The 15,354-nt window shown below is 52.2% G+C and carries 15 protein-coding genes; 7 read left to right on the top strand and 8 right to left on the bottom strand.

Going from position 1 to position 15,354, the window contains the following annotated elements:
* Window position 1 precedes the first annotated feature (1 nt).
* The 4 genes from cydB to EHV07_RS06375 all read left to right on the top strand — a co-directional run bounded on the left by cydB (window position 2) and on the right by EHV07_RS06375 (window position 3,378).
* Complete coding sequence (gene cydB, locus EHV07_RS06390) at window positions 2–1,009, top strand: cytochrome d ubiquinol oxidase subunit II (protein ID WP_147196173.1); 1,008 nt, start codon at window positions 2–4, stop codon at window positions 1,007–1,009.
* A gap of 98 nt (window positions 1,010–1,107) precedes the next feature.
* Window positions 1,108–1,257, top strand: a complete 150-nt coding sequence (locus EHV07_RS06385; RefSeq protein WP_147196171.1) for a DUF2474 domain-containing protein — start codon at window positions 1,108–1,110, stop codon at window positions 1,255–1,257.
* A 161-nt stretch (window positions 1,258–1,418) separates the two neighbouring features.
* The gene (locus EHV07_RS06380; RefSeq protein WP_147196169.1) at window positions 1,419–1,673 is read left to right on the top strand and encodes a CsbD family protein; all 255 of its coding nucleotides are present in this window, start codon (window positions 1,419–1,421) and stop codon (window positions 1,671–1,673) included.
* Between the two features lie 364 nt (window positions 1,674–2,037).
* The gene (locus tag EHV07_RS06375) at window positions 2,038–3,378 is read left to right on the top strand and encodes a carbohydrate porin (protein ID WP_147196167.1); all 1,341 of its coding nucleotides are present in this window, start codon (window positions 2,038–2,040) and stop codon (window positions 3,376–3,378) included.
* 57 nt (window positions 3,379–3,435) lie between these two features.
* On the opposite strand, the gene fetB is transcribed toward EHV07_RS06375, so the two are convergent.
* The 5 genes from fetB to pqqU form a co-directional block, all read right to left on the bottom strand.
* Window positions 3,436–4,203 carry an iron export ABC transporter permease subunit FetB gene (fetB, locus tag EHV07_RS06370; RefSeq protein WP_147196165.1) on the bottom strand — a complete coding sequence of 256 codons (768 nt, stop codon included), beginning with the start codon at window positions 4,201–4,203 and terminating at the stop codon, window positions 3,436–3,438.
* On the bottom strand, window positions 4,190–4,858 hold the full coding sequence (gene fetA, locus EHV07_RS06365) for an iron ABC transporter ATP-binding protein FetA (protein ID WP_147196163.1): 669 nt from the start codon (window positions 4,856–4,858) through the stop codon (window positions 4,190–4,192). Before fetA ends, fetB begins: the two co-directional genes overlap by 14 nt.
* Window positions 4,859–4,952: 94 nt before the next feature.
* On the bottom strand, window positions 4,953–6,059 hold the full coding sequence (locus EHV07_RS06360; protein ID WP_254446344.1) for an ABC transporter substrate-binding protein: 1,107 nt from the start codon (window positions 6,057–6,059) through the stop codon (window positions 4,953–4,955).
* Window positions 6,060–6,229: 170 nt separating this feature from the next.
* A complete protein-coding gene (locus tag EHV07_RS06355; protein WP_147196161.1) occupies window positions 6,230–8,623 on the bottom strand; it encodes a glucose/quinate/shikimate family membrane-bound PQQ-dependent dehydrogenase in 2,394 nt (797 codons plus the stop codon).
* A gap of 150 nt (window positions 8,624–8,773) precedes the next feature.
* On the bottom strand, window positions 8,774–10,894 hold the full coding sequence (pqqU, locus tag EHV07_RS06350; RefSeq protein WP_168199600.1) for a TonB-dependent receptor PqqU: 2,121 nt from the start codon (window positions 10,892–10,894) through the stop codon (window positions 8,774–8,776).
* Window positions 10,895–11,383: 489 nt separating this feature from the next.
* Between pqqU and EHV07_RS06345 the strand changes: the two genes are divergently transcribed.
* From EHV07_RS06345 to EHV07_RS06335, 3 genes are all read left to right on the top strand, one after another.
* Window positions 11,384–11,776 (top strand): hypothetical protein, encoded by a 393-nt coding sequence (locus tag EHV07_RS06345; RefSeq protein ID WP_174822355.1) that lies wholly within the window; start codon window positions 11,384–11,386, stop codon window positions 11,774–11,776.
* A 100-nt stretch (window positions 11,777–11,876) separates the two neighbouring features.
* Window positions 11,877–13,013, top strand: coding sequence for an iron-containing alcohol dehydrogenase (locus EHV07_RS06340; RefSeq protein WP_147196157.1), 1,137 nt, complete (start codon window positions 11,877–11,879; stop codon window positions 13,011–13,013).
* A 163-nt stretch (window positions 13,014–13,176) separates the two neighbouring features.
* A complete protein-coding gene (locus tag EHV07_RS06335; RefSeq protein WP_147196155.1) occupies window positions 13,177–13,602 on the top strand; it encodes an RcnB family protein in 426 nt (141 codons plus the stop codon).
* 40 nt (window positions 13,603–13,642) lie between these two features.
* Here EHV07_RS06335 and EHV07_RS06330 read toward each other — a convergent pair whose 3' ends face one another.
* The 3 genes from EHV07_RS06330 to EHV07_RS06320 form a co-directional block, all read right to left on the bottom strand.
* Window positions 13,643–13,852: a hemolysin XhlA gene (locus tag EHV07_RS06330; RefSeq protein WP_147196153.1), complete on the bottom strand. Its 210-nt coding sequence runs from the start codon at window positions 13,850–13,852 to the stop codon at window positions 13,643–13,645.
* A 336-nt stretch (window positions 13,853–14,188) separates the two neighbouring features.
* A complete protein-coding gene (locus tag EHV07_RS06325) occupies window positions 14,189–14,662 on the bottom strand; it encodes an RcnB family protein (RefSeq protein ID WP_147196152.1) in 474 nt (157 codons plus the stop codon).
* A gap of 265 nt (window positions 14,663–14,927) precedes the next feature.
* Window positions 14,928–15,284 (bottom strand): hypothetical protein, encoded by a 357-nt coding sequence (locus EHV07_RS06320; RefSeq protein ID WP_254446321.1) that lies wholly within the window; start codon window positions 15,282–15,284, stop codon window positions 14,928–14,930.
* Between the last annotated feature and the right edge of the window lie 70 nt (window positions 15,285–15,354).

Below are 15,354 nucleotides of genomic sequence, written 5' to 3'. Positions count from 1 at the left end.
CGTGGGCATTGATACTTCAATTATCTGGTTCACCATCATCGTCTTTTCAACGTTGATGTATATCGTGATGGATGGTTTCGACCTCGGTATCGGCATTCTGTTTCCTTTCAATAAGGACGCCGCAGAGCGCGATATGATGGTTAACACCGTTGCGCCGGTATGGGATGGCAACGAAACCTGGCTGGTGCTGGGTGGTGCGGCGCTGTATGGCGCCTTCCCGTTGGCTTATGCCGTTATCCTTGATGCGCTGTCGATTCCGCTGACGCTGATGCTGATTGGCCTGATCTTCCGTGGTGTGGCCTTTGAGTTCCGCTTTAAGGCAACGGAAGAACACCGTCCATTCTGGGATAAATCCTTTATTGCCGGTTCTTTCCTGGCCACCTTCAGTCAGGGTGTGGTTCTGGGTACGTTCATCAACGGTTTTGAAGTAACCAACCGCGCTTACAGCGGTCCGGAACTGGTTTGGCTGACGCCGTTCGCGTTGTTCTGTGGTCTGGGTCTGGTCGTCGCGTACGCGTTGCTGGGCAGCACCTGGCTTATCATGAAAACCGAGAACGAACTGCATCGCAAAATGACCGCGCTGACCAAGCCCCTGCTGCTGACGCTACTGGCCATTATCGCCATCGTCAGCATCTGGACGCCGCTGGAACACGCCGACATCATGCACCGTTGGTTCACGCTGCCTAACCTGTTCTGGTTCCTGCCAGTGCCGGTGCTGGTGCTGCTGACCTCAATGGGACTGCTGCGTGCACTGAAGCGTCATGCTCATTACTCGCCGTTCCTGCTGACGCTGGCGCTGGTGTTCCTGGGCTTTACCGGTTTGGGTATCAGCGTATGGCCGAACATCATTCCACCACACATCACCATCTGGGATGCCGCGTCACCGCCGCAGAGCCAGGGCTTTATGCTGGTGGGTGGACTGTTGATCATCCCGGTCATCCTGGCTTACACCTTCTGGAGCTACTACGTGTTCCGCGGGAAGATCAATCCGAACGAGCATTACCATTAATTCGTTTTCAATAATTGGCACATTGTTTACCTGACAGCGTTACCCCGCAGAGCGGCAGTTAATGCCCCTGCGGGAAGAAAGGTAAAACGGAGGAAAGTATGGTTGAAACACAGCAAGCGCCTAAACTCCCGGCGTGGAAACGCATCCTGTGGATGGTCGTCATTTACGCAGCGAGCGTGATGGCGCTGGGCGTCGTCGCGACACTGTTTCGCTTTATGATGACCGCTGCTGGCATGAAGTCACACTGATACTCTGATTGCCAGTTCATTGCTGAAGGGGCCGATATTTATCGGCCCCTTTTCTTTACATTGTTCATAAATAGTCACATAACCGCAGCGGCAACTCTGATTTGATGGTCTATGCTTTAGATTCGTTCATGAGGAAATCATGCCATCAAGAAGGAGACAGTATGAGTTTATTAGACAAAGCCAACGATAAAGCTGACGAAGCGCTGGGCAAAGGCCAGGAGCAGTTTGGTAAGACTGCCAATTCTCCTGAGCATGAGTTAAAAGGTAAAGTACGTCAGGGCGCAGCAAAAGCTTCTTATGCCGTTGACGACGCACTGGACTGTGTTAAAACCAAAACTCAGGACTCGCCGTTTGTTTCGCTGGCTATTGCTGCTGGCGTCGGTTTTCTTGCCGCGAAGATTTTCGGTCGCCGCTAAACCGCCAGGCGGCAGCTGATGTCGCTACCAATCAGGGCCGGTCTCCGGCCCTTTTTGCTGTCTGCCTGTCAGCCCCACTTCCGCCAGCTGTAGTCCCCTCCCCTTTTTCCCCTCTTAAAGCGTGATCAACCTAAAGTTTTTAACTTATTTAGCAAAAACAAAACGACTTCAGCACTATTTATAACAATTAAATTCCTGATTAGTGGTTTCATTCTGCTGTTCTGGCCGTCATTCACGCTTAAAGTTAGCGGTTTCCCCCTGTTGCTTTGTTATACACCGGAGATAATGCTGACAAAAGCGGAGGACCGCCGCAATTCTGTCCGGGGTCACCAGACAGCGTTATCACTACAACAAGGTTAACATCATGAAAAGCATCTTCCCGCAAACCACGTTAACAAGAACTGTGGCGTTCTGTGGTTTTGGCTTACTGCTGGCCTCAGGCCAGGCGCTGGCAGACAATGCACCGCTCAGCGTTGATTCTCCCTATGCTTTCGGCGACTGGGACGGTTATCGCAGCCAGCTGGAGAATGACGGCGTCAAGTTTCAGGTCAACTACACCATGGAATCCGCCAGTAACTTCTCCGGAGGCTACAACCAGTCAACGTCGGCGCGCTATACCGACCAATGGGGATTCGGTACAACCTTAGATTTGGAAAAATTACTCAACTGGGACGATACCCAATTCCAGGCCACCATTACCAGCCGTAACGGTCAGGATTTAACGCAGTATATTAACGATCCGCGCTCTGGAGGCTTATCTTCCGTACAGGAAGTATGGGGACGCGGGCAAACCTGGCGTCTGACCCAGTTCTGGCTGAATAAGGGCTTCTTCGATCATAAAGTGGAGATCAAAGCGGGGCGGGTCACGGTAGGCGAAGATTTCGATAACAAAGACAGCAATTTCCAGAACCTCGCGTTCGGTGGCGGTCAGGCGGGTAACTGGCGAGGCGACCGCTGGTATAACTGGCCGGTTTCACAATGGGGCGGCCGTGTGAAATTCAACTTTACACCGGAAGTGTTCTTCCAGGTAGGCTTCTATAATCAGACCGCATCCAACTATAATACCGGCAACGGCTTCCGTCTTGATGGCGGCCATACCGAAGGTAATCTGGTACCGGCTGAATTAGGCTGGCAGCCGCAGCTCGGTGCCGAAAAGCTACAGGGGAATTATCGCGTCGGTATGTACTACTCCTCCGTCCGTGGGGATAACTACAGCTCATACAGTAACGGTCAGTATGGCGAACAGGACCATTCTTATGGCGGCTATTTGCTGCTGCAACAGCAGCTGACCGCAATGGATGGCGATAATCAACGTGGTTTAGGCATTGTGGCACAGGCCGTAATGAACGATCACAAAACCTCAAAAACCGATAACTATCAATCGCTGGCGCTGGTGTGGAAAGGTCCGTTTGATGCGCGGCCAACGGATGAGATTGGGGTGGGCGCCGCACGCATTCACGTCAACGACGACTACGGTAAAATGCTGCGTCAGACCAACCAGGAAAATGGCGTGAACGACTACAATAATCCGACCTATTTACCTGTTCAAAGCGGCTCGGAATATAACTATGAAGTCTATTACAATGCGCGCCTGACCAACTGGATGAGCCTGCGACCTAACCTGCAATACGTTGCTTCTCCAGGTGCGGTCAGCGAAGTGAAGGATGCGTTTATTGGCGGCATCAGCGCCAATATTAACTTCTGATAGCCCGATACTGGCAGGCAAATTATCGTCCTGCCAGTTATTATCCCTCTTCTGCGTTTAATCCATTGCTTTCAGCTGCGCTCTGGCATTATAGAACCGGCGACTGGCGAGATATCCTGCGATAATTGTCGACACGCTGGCGGTGCCCAGCAGCATAAACGTCACCATGATCTGGTATTTGATCGCTTTAATCGGATCGATGCCGGCAAAAATCAGCCCTGACATCATGCCCGGTAAACTCACAATACCCACCGTTTTTGCCGCATCCACCGTCGGGATCATCGCCGCACGAATGCTGTCGCGGATAAGGCTCCCCGACGCCACTTTTATTGAAGCGCCAAGACTTAGCATCTCCTGTATCTGCTGTCGATTATCGCGAAAGCGCTGGTTAAGATTGCTGTAACATAACCCCACTGCAACCATTGCATTGCCAGCAATCATGCCGGAAACCGGAATTACCTGCATGGGCGTAAATTCAATTGAACCACTGAGAATCAGGATCGCCAGCGTCAAGGTCGTACTTAAGGCGATTGCGATAAAGGACAGTTTAAAAGCATGATCGATATTGCGGCTGCGTTTGCGGGCGTTAAGTGCCGCGTTCACACAGATAAACAGCACCATCAGCACGGTAAGCCAGGCATTATTCAGTTCGAAGATATATTTAAGTACGTAGCCGACAATCACTAACTGAATAATGGCGCGTGAGACGCTCCAGACCATCTCCTTTTCCAGCCCCAGCTTCTCTTTACGACTAAAAAATAACGCCAGCAATACCAGCATTAACGCCAGCCCCAGCGACTCATTAGTAATATTATGCTGATTCATGCGCGTCTTTCCTGTCTGGCGGCGACAAAGTGATGACCCGCTGCGCCTGAGCGATGTCGGCTATGTCGTGGCTGATGCAAATCACCGCCACTCCCTGCTCGTTTACCCGTTCGGCAATCAACTGATTAATGAGCTGCTTATTTTCTTTGTCTAAGGCGCTGGTGATTTCATCCAGCAGTAAAACGTCCGGCAGAAATTGCAGGTTACGCAATAACGCAACACGCTGTTTTTCCCCACCGGAAAGCTGCTCCGTTTTCTTATTTAGGATCTCTTGCGGTAAATTGACCCGCTCTAACCCGTTGTTGAGCGCGACAACATCGACTTTTCTCTGCCGAATCGTCCACGGCAGCGCCAGATTGTCAAAAACCGTTGTTCCAAACAGTACCGGCGTCTGAAAGCAGTAGGAAACTTGCTGCCGATACTTTTCCGGCTTGAGTTGCGTAAAGGAAGTGCCTTTAAAAAATATCTCACCGCCAGAGGGTTCCAACAGCGAAGCAATAATTTTTAATAAGGTACTTTTGCCGCTGCCTGACGGGCCGGTCAGTAAGATCCGTTCTCCGGCATTAAGCGTGAATGAAATCGGCGCCAGCCGTGTTTCGTCACCCTGTTTCAAACAAATATCCTGCACATCAAGCAGGTGTGAAGACTCTGACATCGCAAGCCAACCTGAAAATAAAATTGCGGAGATCATAAGGTGAAAAGGCGACAACGTGCCGCCTTTTTTCTGAAATCTGGTGCAATAACGCAGACTATTTTTGCTGCGGAGAATAACTCAGCGTGACCGGGGCGTCGGGTAATTGAGTAAAACGGGTAATGATCTGGTGGAAATCCCCCGTCGGGTTCAGTCCGGCAAACTGAGTCGGATAAAGATCTTTGGCCAGAATTTCCATCCCGATAATATTATAAGGGTGGTTGTAAAAATGATGGTAAACACCATACACCTTCCCTTCTTGCACCGGCGTGATTTGCTGCAATCCATTACGGCGGATGAGCTGATTAAACGTTACGCCAACCTCTTGCGGCGAAACATTAAAACCAAACGGCAGAACATTATTATTGGGCCGCTTCGAACCGGACATAATATAAACATCCGGCTTCATGGCGATAATTTTTTCCAGCGCCACAAATCCTGATGCGCCTGGCAGCAGGCTTGAACCTATGTTTTTGCCGCCGACCGCTTCCACCAGTCCGCCCCAGCCGTTATGCCCATGAGTAAAGCAGCAGTTGTCGCTGTTACCCGCGATAGGCTCAATAAATACCGTTGGCTTCTGCTTAACCTGCGCAATTTTCTGCTGCATGTTGTTCCAGTGCTGCTGGTAGAAGTCGGTATATTCTTTCGCATGCGCTTCCTGATTAAGTACCTTGCCCAGTAACGTGATGCTGCGGGCGGTGTTTTGCGCCGGATGCAGTTCGTAATCAAGGAAAACCACTGGAATATGCAATCTTTGCAGAGTATCCAGCACGCCCGTTTGTTTCAGCGCGGGTTTCGCCCGCAGCTGCGCAACCATCAGGTCTGGCTTCTGAGCAATGACGCTTTCAAGGTTCACTTCCCCCCGATCGTTAAACCCCATGTCGATAATTTTTGTGGCTTCAGGCCAGATTTTTTTCAGCAGATCCCAGGTTTGCGGATCCTGCTTTTTCGGCAGGTTATTCCATGCCACCACGCGTTTAAAGGGATTATCACGATCTAACAACGCCAGCGCTAAAATATCGCGACCATCCTGGAGGATCACATGTTGAGGCTCTTTGGGCAGGGTGATCTGCTGATTATCCATATCGGTAATCTGTAATGGATAAGTGGTCGCCGCGCACCCCGCAGACGCCACCAGGGAACCAAGTAAAATCCAGGAACGAATCGTCACACAATGTCTCCATGGGAATAAAAATAATAGTGATAATCATTCACTATGATACTGATAAGCGTGCCGCTTTGGCAAAAAAAAGGCAACCGCTGAACGGTTGCCTTATGTCGATACGCCGGCTAAAACCGGCGTTGTCAGGCGGCAGATAGCACGCCCGTTATCGCTTATTTTTTAGCATCATCTGGCAGTGCGTAAGCAACAATATAGTCGCCCAGCTTGGTGCCGAAGGAGCCATGACCACCCGCTGCGATCAGCACGTACTGCTTGCCGTTCACTTCATAGGTCATTGGCGTCGCCTGGCCGCCCGCTGGCAGACGAGCTTCCCACAATGGTTTACCGTTGGTCACGTTGAAGGCGCGCAGATAGTTATCCGCAGTCGCACCAATAAACATCACGTTACCCGCCGTAGAGATTGGGCCGCCCAGCATAGGCATCCCCATCTTGAACGGCAGTGGAACCGGTGAGCTGTCGCGAACGGTACCGATGCGCTTTTTCCACACGATATCGTTAGTTTTCAGGTCAACCGCAGAGATATAACCCCATGCTGGCTGTTTGCAAGGGAAGCCCAGCGGTGACAGGAACGGGTTCAGGGTCACGCCGTATGGCACGCCATACTGTGGCTGAACGCCAGTCTCGCTACCGCTGCCGCCTTTGTCTTTCTCATTTGGCCACATCGGGTTGTTCGGACCACGTGGGATCAGACGAGAAACAAACGGCAGCGCCATTGGGTTGGTAATCGCGATCTGACGATCGGTATTAACAGAAATGCCGCCCCACTCGAACATGCCCAGGTTGCCTGGGAATACCAGGGTACCCTGCTCTGAAGGTGGTGTGAACGGACCTTCATAACGCATGCTGTGGAACATGACGCGACAGATCAGCTGATCATAAATTGTCGCACCCCACATATCCGCACCGGTCAGCTTGTTCTTCGGACGGTAGGTCAGTTCGGAGAAGTGCTGAGTAGGAGATACGTGGTCGCCTTTAGCCGCGCCCTGTGGCACTGGGGTTTCCGGAGCCGGAACCACTTCTTTACCGCTACGACGATCCAGAACGAAGATATCACCCGTTTTGGTCGGCACGTAGATTACCGGCACGCTGTTGCCGCTCTTATCAGTAATGTCTGCCAGCGTTGGCTGAGCAGGCACGTCCATATCCCACAGATCGTGGTGAACAGTCTGGTAGAACCAGGCAACTTTACCTGTCGTCGCGTTCAGCGCCAGCAGGCCGGTCGCATAACGTTCGATTTCTGGCGTACGGTTGCCGCCCCAGATATCTGGCGTCGCTACACCGATTGGCAGGTAAACCAGATCCAGTTTCGCGTCATAAGCCGCAGGTGCCCAGGAGTTTGGTGAGTTCGGCACATAGTGCTGCTCGCCTTCCGGAACCACGTTTGGATCTTTCGCGCCTGGATCGAATGCCCACAGCAGTTTACCTGTGTTGACATCAAAACCACGCACCACGCCAGATGGCTCTTTGGTTGAGTAGTTATCGGTTACCGCACCGGCAATCACAATCACTTTATCAGTGATAACAGGCGGTGAAGTTGGCTCATAAGCACCCGCACGCGCGTAAGGCATGTTCTGCTGCAGGTTCAGTTTGCCGTTTTCAGCAAATTCCGGGCACAGCGCGCCGGTTTCTGCATCCAGTGCATACAGGTGACCATCGTTCACCGGCAGGATAATGCGACGTGCGCAGAGTGCTGGTTTACCGCCCGCTGGCGTGGCTGCTGCGGCTGGGGTTTCATGATAAGAAACGCCACGGCAGGTCACGTGCTGGAAGGAAGGATCGGTCTTCATCTTCGGATCGAACTTCCACTTCTCTTTACCGGTAGCCGCGTCCAGAGCAAACAGGATCTGGTGAGGCGTACACAGGTACAGGGAATCACCGATTTTGATCGGCGTGACTTCATCAGTCAGTTCGCCCGGATCGGTTGGGCCTTTCATATCACCGGTACGGAAAGTCCATGCTTCTTTCAGCTGACCCACGTTTTTGTCGTTGATTTGCGTCAACGGCGAGTAACGGGTTCCAGCCTGAGTACGACCGTAAGCAGGCCAGTCGCCCGCTGCAATGCCATCAGCAGATTTGTTGACGTTTGCAGCCTGTTCCGGGGTCAGGGAACCATTGATTTCCTGCGGATCGTTAAACACTGAGTAAGCCAGTGCAATCACCGTGACCACCAGTACCGCACTCAGTGCGCCACGAGCGAATTTACCCTGTGACAGACCACGGTAAACAAACGGCAGAACCAGCCACAGGCCGAGGAAGAAGGTGACGTCAAGACGCGGCGTCAGCGCCCAGAAATCAGAACCCACTTCCCACAACGACCAAATCAGGGTCGCCAGCAGGAATACCGCATACAACAGCAGCGCTGAAGAACGGCGACGGAACAGCAGCCAGGCAACGACCAGCTCAATCACACCCGCGATGATGTAATAGAACGAGCCGCCGAGTCTGGCCAGCCAGATACCGCCAATCAACAGGTACAACCCGCTGAGGACGGCAAATACAGCCGTAAGAATCACGAGGATCCGTGATAACGGTGCTTTACTTTGCATAGTATGGACCTTACCAAAATTTAACGTCTTCGATTAAGCCACATAAGCTCAATCGCAAAAAACACCCGGTTTCATACTGACTTATCCACCCCGATGTTTCGAACCTGCCGTAGGGCATTCGCTCTGCGGCAGGCTGTTCTGGATTCTTTTTTACATAAAGGTATAAGTGAGCGTTGCGCCAATGCCGTAGTTACGTCCCGGCGCCGGCTCGTAATAACGCCCGTTGCCCTCGTTGACAATCACTGAACCGACATACTGTTTATCGAACAGGTTGTCGACACGCGCGAAGGTATCGAGCGACCACTTATCCCAGTTAAAGCGGTAGCCGCTGTTCAGGCTGGTCACCGTATAAGAAGGGGCTTTGGCATCGTTTTCGTCATCGGCCTGAATACTGCTCATATAGCGAATTTCAGCGCCCGCGTGCCAGCCCTCTTCCGGCACCCAGCCTAAGGAAGCATAACCCATATTGCGCGCGATGCCTGGCAGACGGTTGCCCGACGGCGTACAGCTGCCGCTGTCGTCACAGGTTTCATTACGATAAGTGGCATCCAGCAGCGTCCAGGCCATTTTCATCTGCCAGTTTTCCGCGAACTGCTGATCCAGCCCTAATTCCAGGCCGCGACGCCGGGTTTTACCCGCGTTTTTGTAGACTGAGCGACCGTTACTGCTTTGCGCCACCACCAGTTCGTTGTCGGTATTTGTCTGGAACAGCGCGGCGGTTAACAGGCCGTAGCCGACACGGGTTTTGCTGCCCAGCTCGAAGGTGTCGCTGGTGGAGGGCTTCAGGCCCAGATTCAGTCCGGTCTCATTGCCGCTAATTGAGCGGTAGGAGAGTTCATTAATGGTTGGCGTCTCAAAGCCGCGACCGGCCGAGAAATAGACGTTCCAGGCATCGGTGACGGCATAGTTCAGCGAGCCCATCGGCAACAGTTTGTGATAACGCTTGCTGCCGCTGTCATCGCCGTTGCCGGTGGTGACGTAGTAATCGGTGGAATCGAAGCTGACCGTGCTGTAGCGCATTCCGGCATCCAGCGTCCATTTCGGCGTCAAATTCCAGCTGGTTTGCAGGTAAGGATCGAGATTCCACATCACGTTCTTCTCGTTCCGGCGTAAATCGCCCTTCTCTCCCAGCGTCGTGCTACCGTTTTCGGTCACGAAGTTCTGAAATCCCTGACGGCGTTCCGTCATGGTTTCATAGTCCAGACCGCCGGTGATGCTGAACGGAACGGAACCGATTTGATCGTCATGCTTCCAGCGGGTATCCACGCCGGAATATTTACGTTCCAGCACAATCACGCCGCCAGGATAAGCAGGGCTGCGAGTCTGCACGGCTACGGGGATAGACTGATATTGCGTGGTATGCCGCTCGCCGTGCCAGGTCGTGAGCGTCAGTTTGTCGTTTTCGCTCATATCACGCTGATAACGCAGGCCGACCTGGGTCTGGTCAAGGCTCTTACGCGTATTGAATGTATCGCCACGTGGAGACTGACGCGGCGCATCTTTCCACTCTGAACGGGTAAGTCCACCGGGATCGTTTGCATCAACGGATACGCTGTTGAACATCAGCGTCAGGGTGCTGACATCATCGAGGCGTACGCCAAGCTTGCCGTTACCCAGGTTTTTTTGCGTCCCGCTGTGGTCGCGAAAACCGCGAGTGGTGAAACGTGAACCAGAAATCGTGTAATTCACGTCGCCAGCGTGTGTACCGTCGCCCGTTGATCCGCTGGCTTTAACGCTGTTGCGCCAGCTGCCATAGCTGCCGTAATAGGTGCCCGCTGATAGCGTTGTTGGCTGACTGCCGGTTTCGGTATCAATATTCACCACGCCGCCTGAGGCGTTACCGTACAGCGCCGAGTAAGGCCCGCGCAGCACTTCTACTTTATCAATCGAATTGATGTCGATATTCGACGTCTGACCCTGACCGTCCGGCATGGTGGCTGGAATGCCATCGACATAGACACGCACGCCGCGCACGCCGTACATTGACCGGCTGCCAAACCCGCGAACGGAGAGTTGCAGATCCTGTGCGTAATTCTGCCGGTTTTGAATTTGCAAACCCGGCACGCTGCCCAATGCTTCTGAAAGATTAACCTGAGCTGTATTGCTGCGCAGAGCCTGCCCGCTTACCACGCTGACGGCGGCAGGCGTATCCAGTTCGGATAAGCCGCTGCGCTGCTTAATCACCATCAGCGATCCGTCCTGAGACGAAGCAGAGGTTGTGGCGCTCGCAGACGAGGTTGCGGACTGTGCGTAACTGACTGCTGAAGGCATTAAAAACAGCGGTGCTAAGAAAAGAGCTGAAGTTTTGTTGTTCACAGGATCGGTTCGATTGATAAATTTTTCGCCAATTGCTTCACAGCCTGACGCCCGATAACGAAATTGCTGTCCGCCCGGACGCCGCACGGTGAAGCGCGTATACGTCATTGCAGAAAAAGTATACAAGCAGTTTCAGAACTTGCCCGCTTAATCCCCTAAAAAACCAGGGTTATAGCGCCTTCAGTCGAAGAAAACGGCTGTTTCAAAGCGGAGAATAAGTGGAAAGTATCAAAAGCGGCAGAATTGTAGCACTCAATAATGCGTTTGCGAACTGTTGTTACCTATTTGGCTGAATTGATTCAGTCATATCACACGAAATGATAATACCCTTGTAACAAGCAGGGTTGGCGGGCCTGCGACCGGTTTGACAGCGCCATACAATGCTCATCCGTTCCTGAAACGGATGACTATACTTAGGCCATTCGCTATTTATCAGGACGTATTATGCGCAGGCAGGAATCCAGACGTTTTTTGCGGGTCGCTCCCGCGATTTTTATCCTTACAGGCACACTGCTTGCCTCACTTTTTTTGCTTAGCGGCTGTTCATCGCGAGAAAAAGGAACGCTGTGTGAAGGAAAAGTGCAAACCCTGGCCGGACAGTCCTTAGGCAATACGGAAGGCGAAATCATCGACCATTTTACCTCGTTCCGGGTGCGGATGGACAAGCTGCAACTGGAAAGCGGTGCGCTTCAGTCAGCCGATCCGCAAAAGTACATTCCGTCTGCCGTGACGAAAGAAGGCTGGCTGGCTCAGCGACTCTCCGATACGCGTTTTAGCGTGATCAACGCACCCCAGGACAAGATGATCACCTTTAGCTGCCCTTCCCGCACGCTCTGATGCGTGCTTCTGGATAAAAGAAAGCTTTGATACAGGGCGATCTTTTCACCTAAAGTGAGTCACCTTCATTCAAGACCGCCTCATCCGGTAAGGATTCGCTATGATCGCCAGCCAGATTGCTAACCGACAAACCTTTTTTGGCCGTGGGAGCCTGCGGGAACTTCTGCCGCTGTTGTGCAATGCGCCGCTACCCACGCTGCTGTTTTGTGGTCACTCCTTTTTGAAAAGCCCGGCCTGGCAGGCGCTGGAAGCCGATCTGGCACCGCAGTTTATCGGTATGGAAATCGTCAGCCATGAAGCCTCACCGAATGAAATTGATGCCTGGGTTGCCCGCTGGCGTGGCAAAGTCCAGCGCGTGGTCGCCATTGGCGGCGGAAGCGTGCTGGATGCAGCCAAGGCATTTGCTGCGTTAAGCCAGCATCCATTGAACACGCTGCGCTATCTGGAAAAAGTGGGTGATACCGCCATCAGTGGAGAAACTCTGCCTCTGATCGCTGTTCCAACCACGGCTGGCACAGGGAGCGAGGTGACGCAGAATGCAGTGGTCACGGAGAAAGTGGAAACTAAAGTCAAAGCCTCATTGCGCCACGCCAACTTTGTTCCACAGATAGCGATTCTCGATCCCGATTTGCTGCGCGGTGCATCCGATCGGGTGCTGGCGTGCTGTGCTATTGATGCTTTTACTCATCTGTTTGAAGCTTACCTGTCCGCCAAAGGCAATATTTTTACTCGTCACACCGCCCTTACCGGCATGCGCGCTTTTATTAGCGCCTGGCCACATCTGAATCGTGAAGATGAGCAAGGTAATGTTGCCCGGGAACAGATGATGATCGCTTCGTGGCAGGGAGGATTAAGCCTGAGTATGGCAGGGCTGGGCGTGATCCACGGTATCGCGGGCGAGCTGGGCGCGATTAAAAATTATCACCACGGCGAAATTTGCGGCCGTTTACTGCTGCCTTTCCTGCAACTCCTCGGGGAAAGCGATAACGCAGAGCAGCAGCAACTGATGGACGAGCTATCCACCGCACTCTTTCCAGGTTTTACGCTGCCCCCCGCCACAATGCTGGCATCCTGGCTGAAGGATCAGGCCATCACCCCTTTCTGGCACGACCCTCAGCCGCTGACGGAGGCTGAAGTTGAGTGGATTCTGGCAAGGTCCAACAGTAAAAATTCGCGGGTGAATTACACTGAGCAGCAGCAGCGCTTTATGCTGGAACAGGCTTTTCACGTGCGCTAAAGCTTATGACGTCGCGCCATGCGGCGTCAGATTATTGCCAGGAAAGCGTAAATATTTCGTTAATCAACCTCTTCTTCAGATTATTGATATTGTTACAAGCCGCTTTCGCCCCCAGATTGACCAGAATCAGATCACATTTTTCGACCTGCAAGGAACCATTACAATGAAAAAATCAGGAATTATTGCCCTTTCCGCGCTGCTGTTTGCCACCACCAGCCTGAGCGCTTTTGCCGAGGGTCCACAGCAGGGTCCGGATGGCCATCAACAGCAGCCCGTCAAGCGTCCGCCTCAGAACAATCAGCATGGCGGTCAGCCAAATGAGCAGCACGGCGGCCAACAGCACGACCAACGTGGTCACGAGCCACAGCCTCAGCATAACGCAGAGCATCGCCCTGCTCAGCATGGTGACTTCCGTAAGGGACGTCCTCTGCCGGAAAAATACCGTGGGGAAGGTTATCAGGTGAACGACTGGCGCAAACATGGCCTGAAAGCGCCACCGGCGGGCCATCGCTGGCAGAACATTGATGGTAACTACGTGCTGATTGCCGTGGCCACCGGCGTCATTACCTCGGTGATCGCTCACCACTAATTGCCCGGAGACAGGGGCTGGCAAACCGGAGACGTTGTCTTCAGAACAACAGTTTTGCGATGCCCAGCCCCAATCCGGGCAGAAGAAATAAAGCCGCGATAAACCATTTTGTTTGCGCAGTAATCGAAGAGCGAATTTCCCTTCGTACGCTTTCAATATCCACTCGGGTGGCGTAGTCCGCTTTAATCACCGCTACATCAATCAGCAGAGTTTCTACTTTACTTTCCAGTAGCTTCATTCTTTCAATCATCTCCTTCCCCTCCTGAGAACGCGTAAATCCTTATTTGCATGCCATTATATTGCATGCAGCTAAAACAGCCAGCGGCAGAGCCCGTAAATAAGGCGTGACCGCTCGAAAAACCGGATGAAAAATAATGTAACAAACCAGCATGACTATTTAATAACATCAAGAAGGAAGTCAGCGCAGCTTAATACGGTAAAATGTAACAGGGGTACGTTATAGACAGGATTACGTTTTAGTGAGAAGAGGATAAATAACGAAATTTAGAAAGCGAAGCAAGGGAATAATATTGTAGAGGTAACTGGAAAGACTAATGGCTGGCACCCGCAGATGCCAGCCCAAAACTTAATGGAACGCGTTATTTAACAGAATGGAGGTAATCACACCCGTTGCTGCGGCAATCAGAACATAGTTGCCGTCAATATAAGCCCAGTGCTCACCACGTGGCGGTGCACCCAGGCCGCGATCGCGCCAGTCGTTTACGCGATAATCATTGCCGCGGAAGTGAGGTGGCAGCGGTTCACCGCGGTGGAACTCATGTCCCTGCCAGGCGAAACGGTCACGCTGCTCGAAATGGCGATCGTGTCCACGATCGTCATGACCCCGGAAATCGCCCCGGCCGTCATGACCACGATCCGGGCCACGGCCAGGACCATTATGTCCTTCAGGACCACCATGTCCCTCAGGACCACCGTGCCCGTCATGGCCGCCCTGCTGATGCCAGGGTTGTCCCGGAGGGCCTTCAGCCTGAGTCACGGTAGAAAACAGGGTACTGGCTGTGAACACAGTCATTAAAAGTGCCAGCGTCGTTTTTTTCATGGTTATATCCTCGATTTGCTCCCGGCTTCTGTAGCGCCGTTGCAGGACACTATCGTCTAACCGAGGCAGTAAGAATATATCTAACAGTCTTAAAACTGCTGGTATTACTGTACTTTACCCGACCTTAACCCTTCCTTAACACTATGAATAAATTGTGCACCTTCCTCCCGGGTCTTATTTGTGTTAAGTGATGAAATTCCGCCCAGTCACAGGTCATTGGATAAAAAAATCTGCACGGAAGCAGCAGGGGAAATCATTTCATCCTTTAAAACAGCACTTTTGCCAGCCCCAGACCTGCCCCTAACAAAACAAAAAGCGAAGAGACAAACCAATATGTTTGCCGGGAAATGACCTTATAAAGCTCCACCCGCAGCCCTTCAATATTGCGTTCCACCCCGGCAATATCTTCTTTCGTTGCATAGTTTGATTTAACGATGGCCATGTCGATTTGCAAATGTGAGACATCTGTTTTGATGAGTGAGACATCCTTTTTAAGTTCAGCAACATCCTCCTTTAAAATCGAGACATCTTTTTTCAGCAGCGAAATATCCCCCTTCAATGTAGAGATATCCTGCTGCATCAGATCATTTTGGGCTTCGACTTTTTCAATCCTGTTTTCCATGCTCTCTTCCTTGTTAAAAATATCCATTGTTGGGTTGATGAGCAAAGAATATGGCGAAACTCTGCAGGCG

Source organism: Pantoea sp. CCBC3-3-1 (genome assembly GCF_007981265.1).
Classification (GTDB): domain Bacteria; phylum Pseudomonadota; class Gammaproteobacteria; order Enterobacterales; family Enterobacteriaceae; genus Erwinia.
The sequence above is the reverse complement of the archived record's forward strand: the minus strand, read 5'-3'. Positions and strand labels throughout refer to the sequence as shown.